Annotated in this window: 16 protein-coding genes and 2 pseudogenes; 9 read left to right on the forward strand and 9 right to left on the reverse strand. The window is 67.5% G+C overall.

The window, feature by feature from the left end:
- Nucleotides 1-113 precede the first annotated feature (113 nt).
- Together VET27_RS17700 and pth are read left to right on the forward strand one after the other, a co-directional pair.
- Nucleotides 114-779 carry a 50S ribosomal protein L25/general stress protein Ctc gene (locus VET27_RS17700; protein WP_526520430.1) on the forward strand — a complete coding sequence of 222 codons (666 nt, stop codon included), beginning with the start codon at nucleotides 114-116 and terminating at the stop codon, nucleotides 777-779.
- A gap of 24 nt (nucleotides 780-803) precedes the next feature.
- Nucleotides 804-1,382, forward strand: coding sequence for an aminoacyl-tRNA hydrolase (gene pth / locus VET27_RS17705; protein WP_526520432.1), 579 nt, complete (start codon nucleotides 804-806; stop codon nucleotides 1,380-1,382).
- A gap of 84 nt (nucleotides 1,383-1,466) precedes the next feature.
- Here pth and VET27_RS17710 read toward each other — a convergent pair.
- Nucleotides 1,467-2,503, reverse strand: a pseudogene (locus VET27_RS17710) (4Fe-4S binding protein).
- A 108-nt stretch (nucleotides 2,504-2,611) separates the two neighbouring features.
- Here VET27_RS17710 and VET27_RS17715 point away from each other — a divergent pair.
- The gene (locus VET27_RS17715) at nucleotides 2,612-3,136 is read left to right on the forward strand and encodes a DUF6611 family protein (protein ID WP_526520434.1); all 525 of its coding nucleotides are present in this window, start codon (nucleotides 2,612-2,614) and stop codon (nucleotides 3,134-3,136) included.
- Here the strand turns inward: VET27_RS17715 and VET27_RS17720 are convergent.
- From VET27_RS17720 to VET27_RS17735, 4 genes are all read right to left on the reverse strand, one after another.
- Nucleotides 3,133-3,981 carry an ABC transporter permease gene (locus VET27_RS17720; RefSeq protein ID WP_526520436.1) on the reverse strand — a complete coding sequence of 283 codons (849 nt, stop codon included), beginning with the start codon at nucleotides 3,979-3,981 and terminating at the stop codon, nucleotides 3,133-3,135. The genes VET27_RS17715 and VET27_RS17720 overlap by 4 nt on opposite strands.
- Nucleotides 3,978-4,955, reverse strand: coding sequence for an efflux ABC transporter ATPase subunit, DrrA-related (locus VET27_RS17725; protein WP_526520438.1), 978 nt, complete (start codon nucleotides 4,953-4,955; stop codon nucleotides 3,978-3,980). The genes VET27_RS17720 and VET27_RS17725 overlap by 4 nt, the downstream gene beginning before the upstream one ends.
- A gap of 187 nt (nucleotides 4,956-5,142) precedes the next feature.
- Nucleotides 5,143-6,777, reverse strand: a complete 1,635-nt coding sequence (locus VET27_RS17730) for a fatty acyl-AMP ligase (protein WP_526520440.1) — start codon at nucleotides 6,775-6,777, stop codon at nucleotides 5,143-5,145.
- Nucleotides 6,778-7,126: 349 nt separating this feature from the next.
- Entirely contained in the window at nucleotides 7,127-8,101 is a 975-nt protein-coding gene (locus tag VET27_RS17735; protein ID WP_526520442.1) for a 4-(cytidine 5'-diphospho)-2-C-methyl-D-erythritol kinase, read from the reverse strand.
- A gap of 202 nt (nucleotides 8,102-8,303) precedes the next feature.
- On the opposite strand from VET27_RS17735, the gene VET27_RS17740 reads away from it, so the two are divergent.
- Both VET27_RS17740 and VET27_RS17745 read left to right on the forward strand, forming a co-directional pair.
- Nucleotides 8,304-9,101, forward strand: a complete 798-nt coding sequence (locus VET27_RS17740) for a serine/threonine-protein kinase (RefSeq protein WP_526520444.1) — start codon at nucleotides 8,304-8,306, stop codon at nucleotides 9,099-9,101.
- Between the two features lie 144 nt (nucleotides 9,102-9,245).
- Nucleotides 9,246-9,781, forward strand: a pseudogene (locus VET27_RS17745) (amino acid permease); the annotation flags it as partial.
- A gap of 38 nt (nucleotides 9,782-9,819) precedes the next feature.
- On the opposite strand, the gene rsmA reads toward VET27_RS17745, so the two are convergent.
- From rsmA to VET27_RS17760, 3 genes are all read right to left on the reverse strand, one after another.
- Nucleotides 9,820-10,719 (reverse strand): 16S rRNA (adenine(1518)-N(6)/adenine(1519)-N(6))-dimethyltransferase RsmA, encoded by a 900-nt coding sequence (gene rsmA / locus VET27_RS17750; RefSeq protein ID WP_526520585.1) that lies wholly within the window; start codon nucleotides 10,717-10,719, stop codon nucleotides 9,820-9,822.
- Complete coding sequence (locus tag VET27_RS17755; protein ID WP_526520446.1) at nucleotides 10,716-11,843, reverse strand: transglycosylase family protein; 1,128 nt, start codon at nucleotides 11,841-11,843, stop codon at nucleotides 10,716-10,718. The genes rsmA and VET27_RS17755 overlap by 4 nt, the downstream gene beginning before the upstream one ends.
- A gap of 102 nt (nucleotides 11,844-11,945) precedes the next feature.
- On the reverse strand, nucleotides 11,946-12,788 hold the full coding sequence (locus VET27_RS17760) for a TatD family hydrolase (protein WP_526520448.1): 843 nt from the start codon (nucleotides 12,786-12,788) through the stop codon (nucleotides 11,946-11,948).
- 15 nt (nucleotides 12,789-12,803) lie between these two features.
- Here VET27_RS17760 and metG point away from each other — a divergent pair, with 15 nt between their 5' ends.
- The 4 genes from metG to VET27_RS17780 all read left to right on the forward strand — a co-directional run bounded on the left by metG (nucleotide 12,804) and on the right by VET27_RS17780 (nucleotide 17,824).
- On the forward strand, nucleotides 12,804-14,351 hold the full coding sequence (gene metG, locus VET27_RS17765; protein ID WP_526520450.1) for a methionine--tRNA ligase: 1,548 nt from the start codon (nucleotides 12,804-12,806) through the stop codon (nucleotides 14,349-14,351).
- Between the two features lie 100 nt (nucleotides 14,352-14,451).
- Entirely contained in the window at nucleotides 14,452-15,636 is a 1,185-nt protein-coding gene (locus VET27_RS17770; RefSeq protein ID WP_526520587.1) for an NAD(P)/FAD-dependent oxidoreductase, read from the forward strand.
- Nucleotides 15,633-16,523, forward strand: coding sequence for an RNA polymerase sigma-70 factor (locus tag VET27_RS17775; protein ID WP_526520452.1), 891 nt, complete (start codon nucleotides 15,633-15,635; stop codon nucleotides 16,521-16,523). The genes VET27_RS17770 and VET27_RS17775 overlap by 4 nt, the downstream gene beginning before the upstream one ends.
- 50 nt (nucleotides 16,524-16,573) lie before the next feature.
- Nucleotides 16,574-17,824, forward strand: coding sequence for an aminodeoxychorismate synthase component I (locus VET27_RS17780; RefSeq protein ID WP_526520454.1), 1,251 nt, complete (start codon nucleotides 16,574-16,576; stop codon nucleotides 17,822-17,824).
- On the opposite strand, the gene rsmI is transcribed toward VET27_RS17780, so the two are convergent.
- Nucleotides 17,780-18,616 (reverse strand): 16S rRNA (cytidine(1402)-2'-O)-methyltransferase, encoded by an 837-nt coding sequence (rsmI, locus tag VET27_RS17785; RefSeq protein WP_526520456.1) that lies wholly within the window; start codon nucleotides 18,614-18,616, stop codon nucleotides 17,780-17,782. The two genes, VET27_RS17780 and rsmI, sit on opposite strands and share 45 nt — an antisense overlap.
- Nucleotides 18,617-18,641: the final 25 nt, after the last annotated feature.

Below are 18,641 nucleotides of genomic sequence, written 5' to 3' on the forward strand. Positions count from 1 at the left end.
GCGAGGGTGGACTCATCAGGCCACCGTTATCGACGGGAACTGATTCGCAGCACAGCTGCTTCTAGTCGCCCTCACCGTGCCACCGAGACCAAACGGCACAGGAGCGACATCACATGGCCAAGACTGCGGCCCACGCATCGAACAATCTGACCGCTGAGGTCCGAACCAAGACCGGCAAGGGCGCGTCGCGTCAGGCCCGTCGCGACGGCAAGGTGCCCGCCGTCCTCTACGGCCACGGCGCCGATCCCCAGCACCTGACGCTGCCCGCCCGCGAGTTCGCCGCCGTGCTTCGTAACTTCGGCACCAACGCGGTCCTCACCCTCGACATCGACGGCAAGGAAGCCCTGGCGCTGCCGAAGGCGATCGAGATCCACCCGATCCGGCGCAACATCCAGCACGTCGACCTCATCATCGTCCGTCGCGGCGAGAGAGTCACCGTCGAGATCAACGTCGTCGTCGAGGGCGACGCCGGCCCGGACACCCTGGTCAACCAGGAGTCCAACACCATCGAGATCGAGTCCGACGCGATGTCCATCCCCGAGAGCCTGACGCTGTCGGTCGAGGGCATCCCGGCGGGCACGCAGTTCCTCGCCTCGCAGGTGCCGCTGCCCGACGGCGTCACGCTGATCTCCGATCCCGAGCTGCTGGTCGTCAACGTCATCCAGGCACCGACCGCTGCGGACCTCGAGGCCGAAGGCGCCGGCGAGAGCGCCGACGCACTGGTTGCCGAGGAGTCCGACGAGGCCGAGGGCGACGCCGCCGAGACCGAGTCCGAGTAATCCGGGTAGGGGCGGGTCCCTGACGTGGCCGAACCGCTCTTGGTGGTCGGCCTGGGCAATCCCGGACCGCGGTACGCGACGACGCGGCACAATCTGGGCTTCCTCGTCGCCGACATCCTCGCCGATCGCCTCGGCTCGGGTTTCAAGGTGCACAAGAAGTCCGGCGCCGAGGTGACGACGGGTCGCCTCGGCGGGCGGTCGGTGGTGCTGGCCAAGCCGCGCGTCTACATGAACGAGTCCGGACGCCAGGTCGGCCCGTTGGCCAACTTCTACTCGGTGCCTCCGGCCGACGTCATCGCCATCCATGACGAGCTGGACATCGACTTCGGTCGGATCCGGCTCAAGCTGGGGGGCGGCGAAGGTGGCCACAACGGCCTGCGCTCCGTCGCTTCGGCGTTGGGCACCAAGGACTTTCAGCGCGTGCGTGTCGGGATCGGACGGCCGCCCGGCCGCAAGGACCCCGCGACCTACGTGCTGGAGAACTTCAACGCCGCCGAACGCCCGGAGGTCGGCACGATCTGCGAGCAGGCCGCCGACGCCACCGAACTGTTGATTCAGTTGGGCCTCGAGGCCGCGCAGAGCACCGTCCACGCCTGGGGCTGACCACTCCTTGCGCGAGCGTGCGTGTCTGCGGCCAACACGCCGAGGCGATTTCGCACTTTGCGCACGCTCGCGGCCGCCTCGGCTCTAGCTCAAGCCGTGAATCCCGCTGTCGACCACCTTCACCGGCTTGTGCGGGTACCGCTTCTCGGCGTGCGCCTTCGCGGCCGAGTTCGGCAGCACGTAGAGCGTCTCCCGTTTGGCCCGAAGCGGTTTCAACACCAGGTCCATGAAGCCCTTTCGGTCATCGAGGAACGGTTCGATGACGTCCTCGCCCGCCGGGCAACCGCCAGGCAGTACGCGGCCTCGTAGTTCGCCTTGAAGGACAGGCTCTGCCACATCGACGCATTCTCCGAATCGGGGACGCGAGAACGGAAGTCCGCTGCGTCGGAACTGTCGGCGATGGTCGACAGTTAGTCGGTGAAGCCGCCCATGAACTCGCGGTAGTTGTGCACCGAGCACGCGACGAAGTCGAACTCGCCGTCCTTGCCGATGGCCCCCACGGGGCACGCCGCGACACACAGCTTGCACTCCAGACACGGTGAATAGTCAAGCGGTTCAACGTAACTGGACACCGGCGCGTCGACCAGGAAGGTGGCGAGCAGGATGAAGTTGTCGAACTCGGGGTGGATCACGTTGCGGTGGATGCCCATCACGCCAAGACCGGATGCCACCGCGACCGGCTTGTGCGCGACGACCCAGATCCGGCCAGGAAACTCGTCCATCTCCATCGGAAACGTTGCCGACGGGTTCAGCGCACGGTGTCCGGCGTCCTGCAGTGCGCGGGTGACCCGGTGCGTGGCCTCGTTGATGATCTCGCCGGTGCGGTGGAACTCCTGGTTGGCGACGCTGCGCGCAACCGATCGGACGTTGTCGCGGTTCATGCGCACGACCAGCGAGATGTAACTCCTGGTGCCGGGCAGCGCGGATTCGACGTGCTCGCGTTCGGAGGCCAGGTCTGGATTGTCGACGCTGGCGAAGGCGACGTCGTCGGCACCCGCGGCCAGACAGGTCTGGCGTGGCCATTCGGCGTCGATCACGGCGGGTGGCGGTTCGGTCTTGCGGGCGAGCACCTTTCGCACGGTGGGGTGGTTGGCGATTCGTCCGGAGACGCGATCCGTCATTCTAGGTATAGTAGACAATACTCAGTGTGCGTAAAGATCTACCAAGAGCCCCTAAGAATTGCGTACGGATCGTCGCCCTCGCGCGCGGCACGGCGTAGACCTGAAGACATGAACGATTCGACCCACGAGCCCCGCTGGCGGCAATTGCTCGACGGCGGGCACACCTGGGGTTCACTGGCCGTCTCGCCGAGGCGTTACGGCGTCACCCGCTACCGACTCGTGGTCTTTCCGCCCGGCATCTCGGCCGAGGATCGGATGCTGCTGCGCGCATGGCGCGCATGGCCGGTCTGGGGAATCACGTTATTCCTGGCCTTGGAGATCCTCCTGGTTCCCGCCATCGGTTCGGGCGCAGCACTCGGAATCTCCACTGTCGCCTTCCTCGGCACGGGAGCGGCGGTCATGGCGATGGCCGGCGCCACTCGCGGCGGCGTTCGGACACTGGCGGCGGTCCGCATGGCGGGTGCCGACGACACTCTCATCGCCGAGAGGTTCGCCGAGTTGTGCTCGCTGGCGGACGACCTGGCACGTGCCGACCGCGCACTCGCCGACGGCGAGATCGGCGCCGTCGAGCACGAGTTGCTGATTTGGCGCGTCTACGACCGGATGCCCGCCGGCGCCCGCACGCCCGCCTAGTCCGACGTGCGGCGCGTGTAGGCGCGCAGCGCAAACGGTGCGATCACCGCGGTCATGACCAGCGACCACAGGATGGTGGCCAGCACCGGATGGTGCAGCGGCAACTGCGCTTCGGGCGGGGCCGCAGGGCCGTTACCCCACAGTTCGCGCATGGCCTGCGCCAGCGACGAGACGGGGTTCCACTCGGCGATCACCCGGAGCCACTTGGGCATCGGCTCGGTGGGCGCGAACGTATTGGCCAGGAAGGTGATCGGGAACAGCACGGTGAACATCACGCCGTTGACCGCCTCCACCGACCGCATCAGCGATCCTACGAGGATGCCGAACCAGATCATCCCGAAGCCGAATACCAGGATCAACGCGAACGCGAGCACGGCCTCCGCGACGCCTCCCCTGATGCGCCAACCGATGCACAGTCCGGTGATCGCCATGACCACGATGCCGATCGACGAATGGATCAGGCTCGCGACACTGCGGCCGATGAGCACCGACGACCGCCGGATGGGCAACGACCGGAACCTGTCGATGATGCCCTTCTCGACGTCGGCGGTGATGCCGGAGGCGACGACGAATGCGGTGAACACGATGGTCTGCGCCTGAATGCCGGGCAGGAGGAATTCACGGTAGGACGACCCGCCGGTGTTGGCGATCGAGGCGCCGAAGACGAACGCAAAGAGCAGAACGAACATGATCGGCTGTACCGTGACGTCGCTCAGCATCTCCGGCATGCGCCTGGTGTGGATCATGTTGCGCTTGACCATGATCCAGGACTGTTGGAACACGGTGGTTTGACGCGTCTCCGGCCGCGACGCATCGACGGCGGATCTCGGCGCAACGGTCGTCATACTCGGCTCTCCTCGGTTTCGTCGTCCTCGGCACGGTGGCCGGTGAGGGACAGGAAGACGTCATCGAGGCTCGGTCTGGACAGTCCGATGTCGTCGACCTCGATCCGGCGCTCCTGCAGCCAGCCGGCCACCCGCGTCATGTCGGCTATCCCCTCCGCCGCCGCGGTGAGCTGGCGCGCTCCCGCGTCGACGTGCACCTCGATGCCCGCCTTGGTCATCAACTCGCGGGCCGTCTGCAGGTCGGCGGCGTGGGACACCGTCACCACCAGGCTCGCGTTGCCCGCCTGCTGCTTGAGCTGCAGCGGCGTGCCCTTGGCGATGACGCGACCCCGGTCCATGACGACGATGTCGTCGGCGAGTTGGTCGGCCTCTTCGAGGTACTGGGTCGTCAGCAACAGTGTGGTACCGCGAGAAACCAAGTCGCGGAGCACATCCCACAGATCGATGCGGCTGCGCGGATCCAGCCCGGTAGTCGGCTCGTCGAGGAAGAGCACCGGCGGCGACGCGATCAGGCTGACCGCCAGATCGATGCGCCTGCGCATGCCACCGGAGTAGGACTTGACCGGCCGATCGGCCGCCTCGGCGATCGAAAAACGCTCCAGCAATTGGTCTCCGAGCCGGGCGACGTCGCGCCGACCGATGCCGTACAAGGCGCCGATCATGCGGATGTTCTCGCGGCCGGTGAGAAGTTCGTCGACCGTCGCCGCCTGCCCGGTGAGACCCATGTTGCTGCGCACCATCGCGGGCTCGGTCCGGACGTCGTAGCCGGCCACCCGCGCGGTGCCACTCGTCGGCTCCGTGAGCGTCGTCATCATCCGGACGGTGGTGGTCTTGCCCGCGCCGTTGGGGCCGAGGAGTCCCATCACCGTCCCCTGCGGCACGGTGAAGCTCACGCCGTCGACGGCCGGCCTGTCGTCGGCGTCGCCCCCGAACCTCTTGACCAGATCGACGGCCTCGATGGCTGGGGCGTTCATCGGTCAACCGTAGCGAGACACCCCGACGAACGGCCATTCATTTTCAATCGCATGGAGTTTCAGACCGGCCGCGAGGGCCGGACTCATCGCACCGGCATCCCCGGGCTTCGACGAGCGTGCGCAAAGTGTCATCGCGAGCGGCCTGTCGCGGAGCAGACACGCACGCTCGCGCAAGGAGAGGGGGGAGTTACGTGACGAGCGACACCGAGTTCGCGCGACGCAACTTGCCCGACGGCGTCTTCGGAATCGTGCCCGGGCCGAGGACCACGACGTTGCGGGGCCGCACGTCGACCTCCGTCACCACCTCGTGAGCGACCTGGTGCTCGATGCGACGCAACTCGATCGGGTCCTCCCAGGCATTGGACTCCACTGCGACGGCGAACGTCTCGCGGGAGTGGCCCGCGTCGAGCCGGACGGCGACTGCGCAGCCGGGCCGAACGCCCTTGACGCGGCCCGCGGCCCGTTCGATGTCGGTCGGGTAGATGTTGCGGCCGGCCATGATGATGACGTCCTTGACGCGGCCGCAGACCACGACGTGGCCGTTCTCCATCTGGTAGCCGAGGTCACCGGTGTCGTACCAGCCGTGCTGGTCCTGGGCGGGCAGGAAACCGCCCATCGTGATGTAACCGGGCGTCAGTGACTCGCCGCGGAGCTCGATGACGCCGACGCCGCGCGCGGGCATCACCTCGCCGTGCTCGTCGACGACGCGGGCCTCGAGGTCACGCAGCAGCGGGCCGAGGGAGGCCAAACGTCGGGTGTTCCCCTTGGTGGACGGCACGGCGCGCCGCAGTGCGGCCAGCAGATCGGCATCGACTTCGTCGACCACCAGGCCGGCGCCGCACTCCGAGAACGACACGGCGAGCGTCGTCTCGGCCATGCCGTAGGCGGGCAGGATGGCCTCTGGCCGCAGCCCGAAGGGCTTTCCGGCGTCGAGCAGGTCCTCCACGTCGGCGGGCTCCACCGGCTCGGCGCCCGACAGGGCGAAGCGCAGGGTCGACAGGTCGAACTGTCCCGGCTCGGCCTGGTTGCGCAGGCGCTTGGCGAACAGCGCGTAGGCAAAGTTGGGCGCCGCGGTCATGGTGCCCTTGTACTTGTCGATCAGCTTGGCCCACAGCAGCGTGTCGCGCAGAAAGTCCATCGGCGTGACCTTGACCAACTCGGCACCGAAGTACATCGGGATGGTCAGGAAGCCGACCATGCCCATGTCGTGGAAGCAGGGCAGCCAGCTGACCATGACGTCCTTGGTGACGTCGTACTGGGCGCCGATGAACATGGCCTCTGCGTTGGAGTAGACGTTGCGGTGCGTGATCTGGACCGCCTTGGGCGACCCGGTCGAGCCGCTCGTCAACTGCATGAGGGCGAGGTCGTCCTCGTCGGTCTCGACGGGGTCGATGGGCTCGGCCGCGAGGAGGTCGGAGATCTTGAGGACCTTGATGCCCTTCTCCTCCAGCACCGGGATCGCGACGAGGAAAGGCTCGGAGACGATGACGGCCGTGGCCTCGATCATCCCGATGACGTTCATCGTGTCCTCGGCCCACACGACCAGGTCGGTACGCGGGGTGGGCTGGTGCAGCATCGTAAGGCTGGCGCCGCGCATCCAGAGCGCCTGCGCGGTCGGAGCGATCTCCACGGGGAAGCCGGCCAGCACGCCCACGGCGTCGCCAGGTTCGACACCGGCCGCGGCCAGCCCGCCCGCGATGCACCGTGCGCGCTCGTGAACCTCACCCCAGGTGTGACGCACCGGCTCGTGCGGCTCACCGGTGACCATGCCGGTGGTGACCGTCCGAGCGTTGCGGTACATCTTCTCGGTAAACCTGCTCACGACAACCTCCTGGGTATGAGGAGCCCTGCGTCGGCCTCACTGCCGACGCGCGCTTTTCCATGTTCCACCTGTTCGCGCGTGCGTACCCCAAGGAACGCGCACACGATTGGGGTGCGTTTTAGTCTCGAAACGGGTGTTGCAGAGCTGACGCTGGAGGCGATGCCTCGACACACGGCTGGGTTTGCCCAGTCGAGTTGGGCGCGATCGGTGCCACCGCTGCCTGCTCGCCCACCGGAGGCCCCGGCGGGGGAAGTCGTCGTGCCGTCGTCGAAACCGCTAGTCGTCACCGTCGATCATCTTAAGAGACCCTTAAGTAACCGCCAAACTTCTGCGCCGATTGAGGTGTGGGTCACACCGTCCTCGAAGGTGCGGGGACGACGCGGGCACCGTGCACCGGACCGCTGGCCGCACGCACGGTCCGGCATACTCCGGCGCCGGCCAGCTGCGCCCCCACGTCGATCGCGGCGGCGGCCGACGGGCAAAGAAACGCGCACGTCGGCCCCGAACCGGAGACGATGCCCGCCAACGCCCCGGCGTCGACACCCGCGCGCAGCGTCCGGCGCAACCCGGTGTGGAGGCTCACGGCGGCCGGCTGGAGGTCGTTGCCGAGCAGCGGCGCGAGCTCGTGCGGGTCGCCCGACGCCAGCGCGGCTAGCAGGGGCTCGGGATCCACCAGTCTCGACGGCTGCTGCCTGGTGGTGTCTGCCCGCAGCCTGTCGATCTCGCCGAACACCCTCGGCGTCGAGAGTCCGCTGTTCGCGAACGCCAGCACCCAGTGAAAGGTGTTGCGCGCCAACACCGTTGCCAGCTGTTCACCACGCCCGGTACCTAGGGCGGTCCCACCATGCAGCGCGAACGGCACGTCGCTGCCGAGCTGTGCTCCCAAGGCGTGCAGATCTCGACGGGGAACCCCGAGCTCCCACAGCGCGTTCATGGCCACCAGGACGGCTGCGGCGTCTGCGCTGCCGCCCGCCATGCCACCTGCCACGGGGATGGACTTCTCCAGGGAGATGGCTACGTCCGGGGCGCGCCCGACGTGGTCGGCCATCAGCTCCGCAGCGCGCCAGGCCAGGTTGCGATGATCCAGGGGTAACGACGCCCCGTCCTCGCTGAAGCCCTCCCCCGACGACTCCAACGACAGCACGTCGGCGTTGCGCACCGTGATCTCGTCGAACAGCGATACGGCGTGGAACACCGTGGTGAGCTCGTGGTAGCCGTCCTCGCGTACATCACCCACGGCGAGGTACAGATTGACCTTGCCGGGCACGCGAACGGTGACGGACCCAGTCGATACCCACTCGGCGGCAGTGTCGGACTGAGGCACTTAACGACACTAACGTCGCACCGCTGCAACGGGTACGGAAGTGGTGAGATACCCCTCGTTGATCCCGCCGCTCGGCATCCGACCCGCGGATACCGTAGCGGCCTCACGCTAGTGTTTGCTCGAAACTCGAAAGGTGTGTCAAGGATCACCGGGGCGCCGTTCCGGTCCGGTGCCGGACGCTGCCGGACCCTAGCCTGTGAGGATGCTGGCACCGATGGATACGTTCGAGGACTACGTGGTCGACGGTATCCTCGGCCGCGGTGGTTCCGCAACGGTCTATCGGGCGCACCCTGCCGCGGCACCGGACGATCCGGTGGCACTCAAAGTGCTCGACGAGCGCCATCACGACCCGGCCAAAATGACCCGGCTGCTCCGTGAGTTCGAGTTTGCCAGGCGGGTCGCGCACCCGCACGTGGTGACCGTATACGAGTGCGGTCCAGGCTGGCTGGCCATGCAACTGGTCGGGGGTGGCACGGTGCTGAGGCTGGCCGCCAGGGAGGACCGGCTCACCGCCCTCGCCCAGATCGCCGACGCACTGGACCATGCGCACACGCTGGGCATCGTGCACTGCGACGTCAAACCGGCAAACATCCTTGTCTTCGAGCCATTTTCGGACGGCGGCGCGATGCTCACCGATTTCGGCATCGCGCGGGCGGTCACCGACGGCACAGCTCGCCGACCGACTCACGTCGACGCGTCGCTGCCGTACGTGGCGCCGGAGGTGCTTCACGGGCGCGCCCCCTCGGCGGCCTCCGACGAGTATGCGCTGGCATGCACGACGGTCGAACTCCTCACCGGTTCAACGCCGTTCACGGCGCTCACGTCGATGGCATTGGTCGACGCCCACGTGAACAGCCCGGTGCCGAAGTACTCCCGACGGTTCGATTGGATGCCGCGCGCCTTCGACTCGATTCTGGCGAAGGCGATGGCGAAGACGCCCGAACTCCGGTATCGGTCATGCTCGGAGTTCGTCTCGCTGGTCACGCGCGCCATCGGGTGAGCAGGCGATAACACCAGCAACACGTTTCCTTGACTCAACTCCTACCGCCCACGGGGTCACCCCGGGTCGTTGGCGGTTGATTTCCACGAATGACGACGGAATCTCCGATCGCATAAGACAATTCAGCGCTCGCGGACGAAGAAGAAGGCTACGACAAGGGCCTCAAACCCCGCCATCTTCCGGATCGCGGTGTTCTACGTCGGCTCTCTCATCCTGTTGGCGCTGCTGCTGCCGTACACGGCGTACAAGCAGGGCACCAGCCCGTTCGTCAAGTTCTTCTCTAGCATCGGGGTCGAGGGAGCGGGCAGCATCATGAATTTCGTGGTGCTGACGGCCGCCCTGTCGAGTCTGAATGCGGGCTGTACTCCACCGGTCGCATCCTGCGCTCGATGTCGATGAACGGCAGCGCGCCGAAGTTCACCTCGAAGATGTCCAAGAGGGGTGTCCCGTGGGGCCGGCATCGCCCTGACGGCCTGCTGATCGCGCTCCTGGTGATCGTGCCTGCGCTCGTCGGCGGCTGGTACGCCGTCCGCGGACGCGTGCTCGAAGTGGCGCAGGAACGGGTGGGAATCACGGGCAACTACCCCGTCTACGCAGAGACGCCGCTCATGGACGAACTGCGGAACAAGGACGCACGACAAGCCGCCAAGCAAGCCAAGAAGACCGACGGAGAAAGCTAGAGCGACGCGGACGTCCGCGCGTGCTGAGTGCTAGCCGCTCAGTACACGCGGACGTTCGGCTGTGGCGGCGCTGCTTCGACCTGCCCCGACCGCTGCAGCAGCCTGACGAAGTCGGCGATGCCGAGCGTCTCACCGCGCCGAGCCGGGTCGATGCTGGCCGACAGCAGTCGCTCCGCAGATTCGTTGCCCGAACCCGCCCACTCCGCGAACGCGTTGCGCGACGTCTTGCGACGCTGCGCGAAGGCGATGTCGATGAGTCCGAACACCTTCTTGCGGAAGTCGTCGTCGGTGGGCCATGGGGATGTTTCGTAGCGGTCGATGCGAACCAGACCCGAGTAGACCCGCGGAATCGGCCAGAAGACCGTCGGCGAGACCATTCCGTGTCGGCGCACATTGCCGTAGAAGCGCACCTTCGCACTGGGCACGCCGTATTCCTTGCCACCGGGCTCGGCGGCGAGCCGCTCGGCGACCTCGGCCTGAACCATGACCATGACGTTCCGGATCGTCGGGAACTGGGCGAGGAGGTGCAGCAGCGCCGGCACCGCGACGTTGTACGGCAGGTTCGCGACGAGCGCGGTGGGCTGCTCGTCCAGATCGGACGGCATGAGGTCGAGGACGTCGCTGTTGAGCACCACGAGCCTGTTGATCTCACTATGGGAGTGCTCGGCGATCGTCTTGGGGAGCTGACGTGCCAACACCGGATCGATCTCGACCGCGGTGACCTTGGCGCCACGGTCGAGCAGCGCCAGAGTCAGCGACCCAAGACCCGGGCCCACCTCGAGCACCACGTCGTTGCGATTGACCCCGGACGCCGACACGATCCGACGCACCGTGTTGGCGTCGTGGACGAAGTTCTGTCCAAACGCCTTGCGCGGCCGGAACTCGAGTTCCTTAGCCAGATGTCGTATCTCGGTCCGCCCGAGAAGCCGAATCGTCAGCGCACACCCACCCTTCCACTACACACTGGCCAAGCCCCCCAGCCTTGACGCGTCCGTGTGACCTCAGCAATCGCAATCTGCTCTTCTCTGCTGGCAAGATCAGCCCGCTGAGCATAGCGCAGTCCACCGTTGCGCTCCCATGTGTTTTGATCAAATTGGACTCCACCGTAAAATCCATTGCCGGTGTTTATAGCCCAGTTACCTCCGGCTTCACACCTGGACAAGGCGTCCCAGGTGTCTCCCTGACTCACCGCAGGCACTTCGGTCCCAGGCTTTGCGCCGACCCGAGTCACGCCGTCGGTAGCCGGAACGATGACGACATTGGCTACTGGCAGCCTCCCCGTCTCCACTCCGTTGACCGTCGCCACCGTGTACGTCACGTCCTGGATGCCCGGCGTTCCGGGGTCGTCGACGACCCGACGGCTCATGTTCAGCGTGACGTCGGGGATCTCTTTGTCGTCGGGCTCCAACGGCACTCTCTGGGTCAACCTCGCGACGCGAACGCGGGTGACCTGGATCTGCATCCCGTCGATCACCGGCGAGCCGGCGGCTGGGACGACGGTGTCGCTCTGCTGCAGCGGCACGCCCGCGGTCTCCAGGAAACCGGCGACGTTGGCCGCTGCGAGCCGGACCGTCCGAATGACCCCGGCGTCGTTGATCTGGACGGTTCGCGCGCCCACCACCGGCAATGACATGCCCTCTAGCGGTACGCGGCTACCTCGCGACGCCGCGGCGGGAGCGGTATCGGTCATCGACAGCTGTGCGAGCGCCTCCTGCACGGTCGACGCCGTCGTCCACACCTCTCGGCTGTTCTGACCGTCGAGCGAGATCTGCAGGGGACGGCTGCGCCGCAACACGATCGTCTCCGACTGCTCGACGGGGTCGTTTGCCGCGGGGTAGAGATCGTCGCGTTCGCCGACGTCGAAACCGTTCTCCCGGACGACGTCGATCACTTGCGACTTCATGGTCGAAACCGTCACCGACGCCCCGTCGACGTTCAGCGTCACCGTCTTGCGGGTGGAAACCGCGTAGCCGCCGGCAAACGTCAGCGCGAGGAGCAGAGTCGCGACCAGCAGCCGCAGGTGAGGCGAGCGCGCTTCCTGGAGCTTGTGCAAATAGTTCACAGAGACTTTCCCGACTATCGGGTCGGCGACGAACGAGCGCCAGGGGCCGACCACTTCTATTACAGGACGGTAACGAAATCCACTGGTGGCGGCAACTTGTCCTCAGCTGCGGAATCCGTAGGTCCTGAGCGCGTTCTCCGTGGTCTCGCGAGCCACGTCGGCAGCCGACCTACCCACGACCTCGGCCAATGCCCGCACGGTGTACGGCAGGCAGTACGACTCATTCGGTGCGCCGCGGAACGGATGCGGCGTCAAGAACGGCGCGTCGGTCTCGACCAGGAGCTGCTCCGGCGGGATCAACGTAGCGGCCTCGCGGAGTTCTCGGGCATTGCGGAAACTCACGGTGCCCGACAGGCTCAGCAGCCACCCCGCGTCGACGCAGGTACGCGCCATGTCGGGTCCGGACGAGAAGCAGTGGAAGATCACCGTGTCCGGAGCACCCTCCACGGCTAACACGTCGAGGACGGCGGCGTCGGCGTCGCGGTTGTGGATCATCAGCGGCTTGCCGGTGCGCTTGGCGAGGTCGATGTGCCAGGCGAACGCCTCGCGCTGCCGTGCGGGCTCCGCGCACCCCTCGAGCTTGCCCGGCCAGTAGAGATCCATGCCGGTCTCCCCGATCGCGACCACGCGCGGATGGGCGGCGAGACGTTCGATCTCCGCCCGGGCGGCGTCGGTCAGCGCGTCGGCGCGCGTCGGGTGCAGGGCCACCGCGGCGTAGACCCGGGGATCCCAGTCCGCCGCGCGGGTGACCCAGCGGGCCGACTCGAGATCGTCGGCGATCGTGACGACGGCCGTGACGCCCACCGCCTCGGCCCGATCGAGGATCGCGTGCACGCCGTCGGCGTCGGACGCCCCGCACGCGTCGAGGTGCGTATGGGCATCGACGAGGGGACCTACCGGCTCGGGGGCCGGCGGCGGCTCGCGTCCAGAACTCACACCACACAATAAGGTGAAGGCCTCATGAGAGAGCCGTACTACATCACCACCGCCATCGCGTATCCGAATGGCGCGCCGCACATCGGGCACGCCTACGAATACGTCTCGACCGATGCCATCGCGCGCTTCAAGCGGCTCGACGGGTTCGACGTCAGGTTTCTCACCGGCACCGACGAACACGGTCTCAAGGTGGCGCAGACGGCCGCTGCCGAGGGCATCCCCACCGCCGAACTGGCGCGGCGCAACTCGGATGCCTTCGAGGCGATGCAGGAGAAGCTCGGGATCTCCTTCGACCGGTTCATCCGCACCACGGACGCCGATCACACGGAGGCGTCGATCGCGATCTGGAACGCGATGAACGCCTCGGGTGACATCTATCTGGACTCGTACTCCGGCTGGTACTCGGTGCGCGACGAACGCTTCTTCACCGAGGACGAGCTGGAAGTGCTCGCCGACGGGTCGAGGATCGCCACGGAGACGGGCACTCCCGTGACGTGGACCGAGGAGCAGACGTACTTCTTCCGGCTGGCGGCCTACGCCGACAGGCTGCTGGCGCACTACGAGGCGCACCCCGAGTTCATCGGGCCGGACGTCAGGCGCAACGAGGTCGTCAGCTTCGTGTCCGGCGGGCTGCGCGACCTGTCCATCTCCCGCACGACGTTCGACTGGGGCGTTCCCGTCCCCGACCATCCCGAGCACGTCATGTACGTGTGGGTGGACGCGTTGACCAACTATCTGACCGGAGCGGGTTACCCCGACACCGAGTCGGAGGCGTTCGGGCGCTACTGGCCCGCCGACCTGCACATGATCGGCAAGGACATCATCCGGTTCCACACGGTCTACTGGCCCGCATTCCTGATGTCGGCCGGAATCGAGCTGCCCAGAAGGGTCTTCGCACACGGCTTCCTCTTCAACCGCGGCGAGAAGATGAGCAAGTCGGTTGGCAACGTCGTCGACCCGCTCGCGCTCGTCGACGCTTTCGGGCTGGACCAGGTGCGCTTCTTCCTGCTGCGGGAGGTGCCCTTCGGTCAGGACGGCAGCTACAGCGAGGACGGCATCATCAGCCGGATCAACACCGATCTGGCCAACGAACTGGGGAACCTCGCCCAGCGGTCGCTGTCGATGGTCAACAAGAACCTCGACGGAATCGTCCCGACGCCGGGTGCCTTCACCGACGACGACGCCGCACTGTTGGCCCACGCCGACGGTCTGCTGGAGAAGGTCCGCGCTCAGTTCGAGGTGCCCGCCATGCACCTCGCCCTCGAGGCGATCTGGCTGATGCTCGGCGCGGCCAACCGTTACTTCTCCGGGCAGGAGCCGTGGGTGCTCCGCAAGTCCGACGCCGCGGCCGATCAGGAGCGGTTCGGCACCGTGCTGTACACGACGCTCGAGGTGGTGCGCATCGCCTCGCTGCTCATCCAGCCGGTGATGCCGGAGTCGGCGGCCAGGCTGCTCGATCTGCTCGGCCAGCCGTTCGACCAGCGGGAGTTCTGGGTGATCGGCACGCGCATCGCCGTCGGCACGCCGCTGCCCAAGCCGGAAGGCGTCTTCCCCCGCCATCAAGTCGAGTGACCTGCGCCACAATCGCGGCCCACGTGTCACACTTCGGCGATCGTCGGTGTCTTGAGGTCAGAGCGGCTCATCACCAGAGCCGCAACGTCTCAAAGGAGTGATCGTGACCAAGCAGATCAACGTCGTCGTCATCGGTGGCGGATACGCGGGCGTGCTAGCCGCCAACCACTTGCGGCTGAACGCCGACGTCTCCATCACGCTGGTCAACCCGAGGCCCGAGTTCGTCGAGCGGATCCGGCTGCACCAGTTCATCACCGGGTCCGATGACGCCGTCGTGGACTACGCGGACGTGCTTGCCGACGACGTGCGCCTGCTGGTCGACACCGCGGAGCTCATCGACGCGGCTTCGCGCACGGTGACGCTCGGCTCGGGTGACATCGTCGGATACGACTACCTCGTGTACGCCGTCGGGAGCACGGGCGCCGCACTGACCGTTCCCGGCGCCGCCGAAGTCGCTTATCCCCTTTCGGAGTTGGAGCATGCCGAGCCGTTGCGTGCGGCGATGGCCAAGGTGCATCCCAGCGCGCCGGTGGTGGTCGTGGGTGCGGGCCCGACGGGTATCGAGGTCGCCGCCGAACTCGCCGAGAAGTGTCAGTCGGTGACATTGGTGTGCGGCGACGTCCTCGGCCCGTACTTCAGCGCGTCCGCCCGCCGGTCGGTGGCCAAGCGGATGCGCAAGCTCGGTGTGACGGTCGTGGACGGGCCGGGAGCCAAAGTCGTCCAGGTGCAGAAGGATTCGGTGCGACTGGCCGACGGCCGCGAGCTGCCCGGCATCGTGACCATCTGGACGGCAGGCTTCGGTGTGCCCGACCTCGCGGCACGGAGCGGCCTGACCACCGACCGGATCGGGCGACTGCTCACCGACGAGACGTTGACGAGCGTCGATGACCCGTTCGTCGTGGCCGCCGGTGATGCGTCCGCGCCGTCGGACCTGCCCCTGCGGATGAGTTGCCAGGCGGCGATCCCGCTCGGCGCGCAGGCCGCCAACACCGTGCTCAGTCGGATCGCGGGCACCGAACCCGCGACGGTGAACCAGGCGTTCACCGGACAGTGCGTCAGCCTCGGCCGCAAGGCGGGCGTCATTCAGCTGGCGCACCTCGACGATCGGGTGACGCGTGTCCACATCGGCGGACGCCCCGCGGCGTCGATCAAGGAAGCGGTGTGCAAGGGCACGATTTCGTTCCTGGCCAAGGAGGCGCGCAAGCCGGGTTCGTACTTCTGGCTCAAGGGTGGCAAGCGGGCCGAGCACCTGGCGGTGGCCGAGCAGGCGGCATCCGTAGGATGAACGCCGGCGAGCACGCCGTGCGGTTCACCAGCCTTCGGCCGCTGCTGTTCACCATCGCCTACGAGATCCTCGGCACGGCAACGGAATCCGATGACGTACTGCAGGAGAGCTATCTGCGGTGGGCGGAGGTGGACCTGGACACCGTCCAGGACACCAAGGCCTACCTCGCCCAGCTCGTCACCCGACAGGCGCTCAATGCCCTACGGGCCCAGTCACGCAGGCGCGAGGAATACGTCGGGCCGTGGCTGCCCGAGCCGCTGCTGCTCGACACGGCCGATGCGTCGTCCGACGTCGTGCTCGCCGAATCGGTGTCGATGGCGATGATGGTTGTGCTGGAGACGCTCAGCCCCGACGAGCGTGCGGTGTTCGTGCTTCGCGAGGTGTTCGGCTTCAGCCACGACGAAATCGCCTCGACGATGGGCAGGTCCACCGCGGCGGTGCGTCAGATGGCGCACCGTGCCCGCAAACACGTCCAGTCGCGGCGCAAGCGCTTCGAGCCCGTCGACCCCCAGCAGTCGCTCGAGATCACCGCGCAGTTCTTCGCGACCGCGTCGACGGGTGACATCGACTCGCTCCTCGCGATGCTGGCGCCCGACGTGGTGTGGACCGCCGACAGTGATGGCAAGGTCAGCGCTGCCCGCAGGCCGGTCGTCGGAGCGCACAAGGTCGCAAGGCTCATCCTCGGCCTGCTCCGCTTCACCGACGACGGAGGCCGCGTCGAGCCGGCGTTCTACAACGGCGCGCCTGCGCTCGTGCTCTACCTCGGCGAGAACCTGGAAGGCGTCATCTCGGTCGAGATCACCGACGGCTTGATCACGCACTTCTACGCGATGCGCAATCCCGAGAAGCTCGGCGGGGTCAAGGTCACTAGGGAGATCGCCCGCTGAGCGACGCTTGCGGAGCGACAATCGGCCTGCGCGCGTGACAAGCTAAGGCGGTGCGGGTCGAGCGGATCGCCTTGTCGCGCAGCGCCCCGGAGGTGCTGCGGTCCGTGGCCGCCGCGACGACTCGGCTGGGTCTGCCGCCGCCCGCCGCGCTGACCGGCAAGTGGTTCGGCTCCCGTGCGGTCATTGCGCCGAGCGTCGCCATCGAACCCGTAGACGTCGCGGGCGTTTTCGGCGTCGACCCAGGATCTCGAAGTGCCGCGATCGGGGGCGGCTGGATCGGCTACCTGTCCTATCCCGACGCCGGTCGCGACGGCGCAGGCCCAAGGATCCCCGAGGCGGCGGGCGGCTGGACCGACCATGTCCTGCGCCAGGACGCCCGCGGAACCTGGTGGTACGAAAGCCTTTCCGGCGCATCAGCCCCGACGTGGCTGGCCGGCGCACTGGCTGCCGAGGTACCCGCATCGGCATGCCGCGTCGACTGGGGTGACGCCGGCCGCGACGCGCACCGCGAAGGCGTGCTGGCATGCCTCGACGCCATCGGTGCGGGCGAGGTGTACCAGGCGTGCGTGTGCACGCAGATCGTCGGGACGGTCACGGGCTCACCCGTCGACTTCTTCGCTGACGCCGTCGCGCGCACCGCCCCTGCGCGAGCGGCGTTCGTCACGGGAGACTGGGGTACGGTGGCGTCGCTGTCCCCGGAACTGTTCCTCAGCCGCGTCGGCGACACCCTCGTGTCGAGCCCCATCAAGGGCACGCTGCCGCTCGACGAATCGCCGTCGGCGTTGCGCGAGTCGGTGAAGGACGTCGCCGAGAACGTCATGATCGTCGACCTCGTCCGCAACGACCTCGGTCGCGTCGCGGTCACCGGTTCCGTCACCGTGCCCGAGCTGCTGGTGGTCAGGCGGGCGCCCGGCGTGTGGCATCTGGTGTCGACGGTCGCGGCGCGCGTCGACCTCGACATGCCGATGTCCACGATCCTGGACGCGACGTTCCCTCCGGCGTCGGTCACGGGCACACCGAAGGGTCGCGCCCGCCGACTGCTGACGACGTGGGAGCCCTTCCGTCGGGGAATCTACTGCGGGACGGTCGGTTTGGCGTCACCCATCGCGGGCGCCGAGCTCAACGTCGCCATCCGTACCGTCGAGTTCGATGACGCTGGTCACGCGGTACTCGGCGTCGGCGGAGGCATTACGGCCGACTCGGATCCCGACGCGGAGTGGCGTGAGTGCCTGCACAAGGCGGCGCCGATCGTCGGGTCACTGCCGAGCGCGCAGGACCGCGTCGTAGAGCTCACGCCGTGACGGCGCCCCAGGGTTCTCGGCGATCACCTCGGCGCATGCGTCCTTGACCCTGGCGCCGGCCTCCACCAGCTCGTTGACCTCCGCCACCAGCGTCTCCAGATCGACGCGGGGTTGGGCCCCCGCCACGACGACGGTGATCTCGCCGAGCACGCCGTCGGCGGCCCACGAAGCAAGCTCCGCGAGGGTGCCGCGCTTGACCTCCTCGTGGGTCTTGGTCAGCTCGCGGCAGACCACCGCCAGCCGTTCCGCGCCCAGCCGGTCCACCGCGTCGTCCAGGCATTCGGCCAGCCGCCGCGGAGACTCGAAGAACACGCACGTGCGGCGCTCGGCGGCCAGCGTGGCCAGCCACGTCAGCCGTGCGGCGTGCTTGCGGGGCGCGAAGCCCTCGAAGCAGAACCGGTCCGACGGCAGGCCGGACACTGCCAGCGCCGTCGTCACGGCCGACGGACCCGGCAGACAGCTGACCGTCAACCCCGCCGCCGCGCACGCCGCGACCAGTCGGTAGCCCGGATCGCTGATCAGCGGCATGCCCGCGTCGCTCACGACGAGCACCGTCGCACCGCCCGCGATCTCCTCGACGAGCCACGGCACCCGCGCCGCTTCGTTCTGGTCGAAGAAGCTGACCACCTTGCCCGACGGTGTGACGTCGAGTGCCTGCGCCAGGGTGCGGATGCGTCGGGTGTCCTCGGCGGCGACGACGTCAGCGCTGCCCAGCGCCTCGACGAGTCGCGCGGAGGCGTCGCCTGCCTGGCCCAACGGCGTCGCGGCCAGTAGCAGTCGACCTGATGTCACACCGAACAGAATACGATCGCTCGTG

The sequence above is a fragment of the Mycobacterium sp. genome (assembly GCF_035633495.1).
Classification (GTDB): Bacteria; Actinomycetota; Actinomycetes; order Mycobacteriales; family Mycobacteriaceae; genus Mycobacterium.

Excerpts from the sequence above, each read along its gene's own strand:
- VET27_RS17700 (WP_526520430.1), top strand. The coding sequence starts at position 114 with ATGGCCAAGACTGCGGCCCACGCATCGAACAATCTGACCGCTGAGGTC.
- VET27_RS17715 (WP_526520434.1), top strand. The coding sequence starts at position 2,612 with ATGAACGATTCGACCCACGAGCCCCGCTGGCGGCAATTGCTCGACGGC.
- VET27_RS17720 (WP_526520436.1), bottom strand. The coding sequence starts at position 3,981 with ATGACGACCGTTGCGCCGAGATCCGCCGTCGATGCGTCGCGGCCGGAG.
- VET27_RS17725 (WP_526520438.1), bottom strand. The coding sequence starts at position 4,955 with ATGAACGCCCCAGCCATCGAGGCCGTCGATCTGGTCAAGAGGTTCGGG.
- VET27_RS17740 (WP_526520444.1), top strand. The coding sequence starts at position 8,304 with ATGCTGGCACCGATGGATACGTTCGAGGACTACGTGGTCGACGGTATC.
- metG (WP_526520450.1), top strand. The coding sequence starts at position 12,804 with ATGAGAGAGCCGTACTACATCACCACCGCCATCGCGTATCCGAATGGC.
- VET27_RS17775 (WP_526520452.1), top strand. The coding sequence starts at position 15,633 with ATGAACGCCGGCGAGCACGCCGTGCGGTTCACCAGCCTTCGGCCGCTG.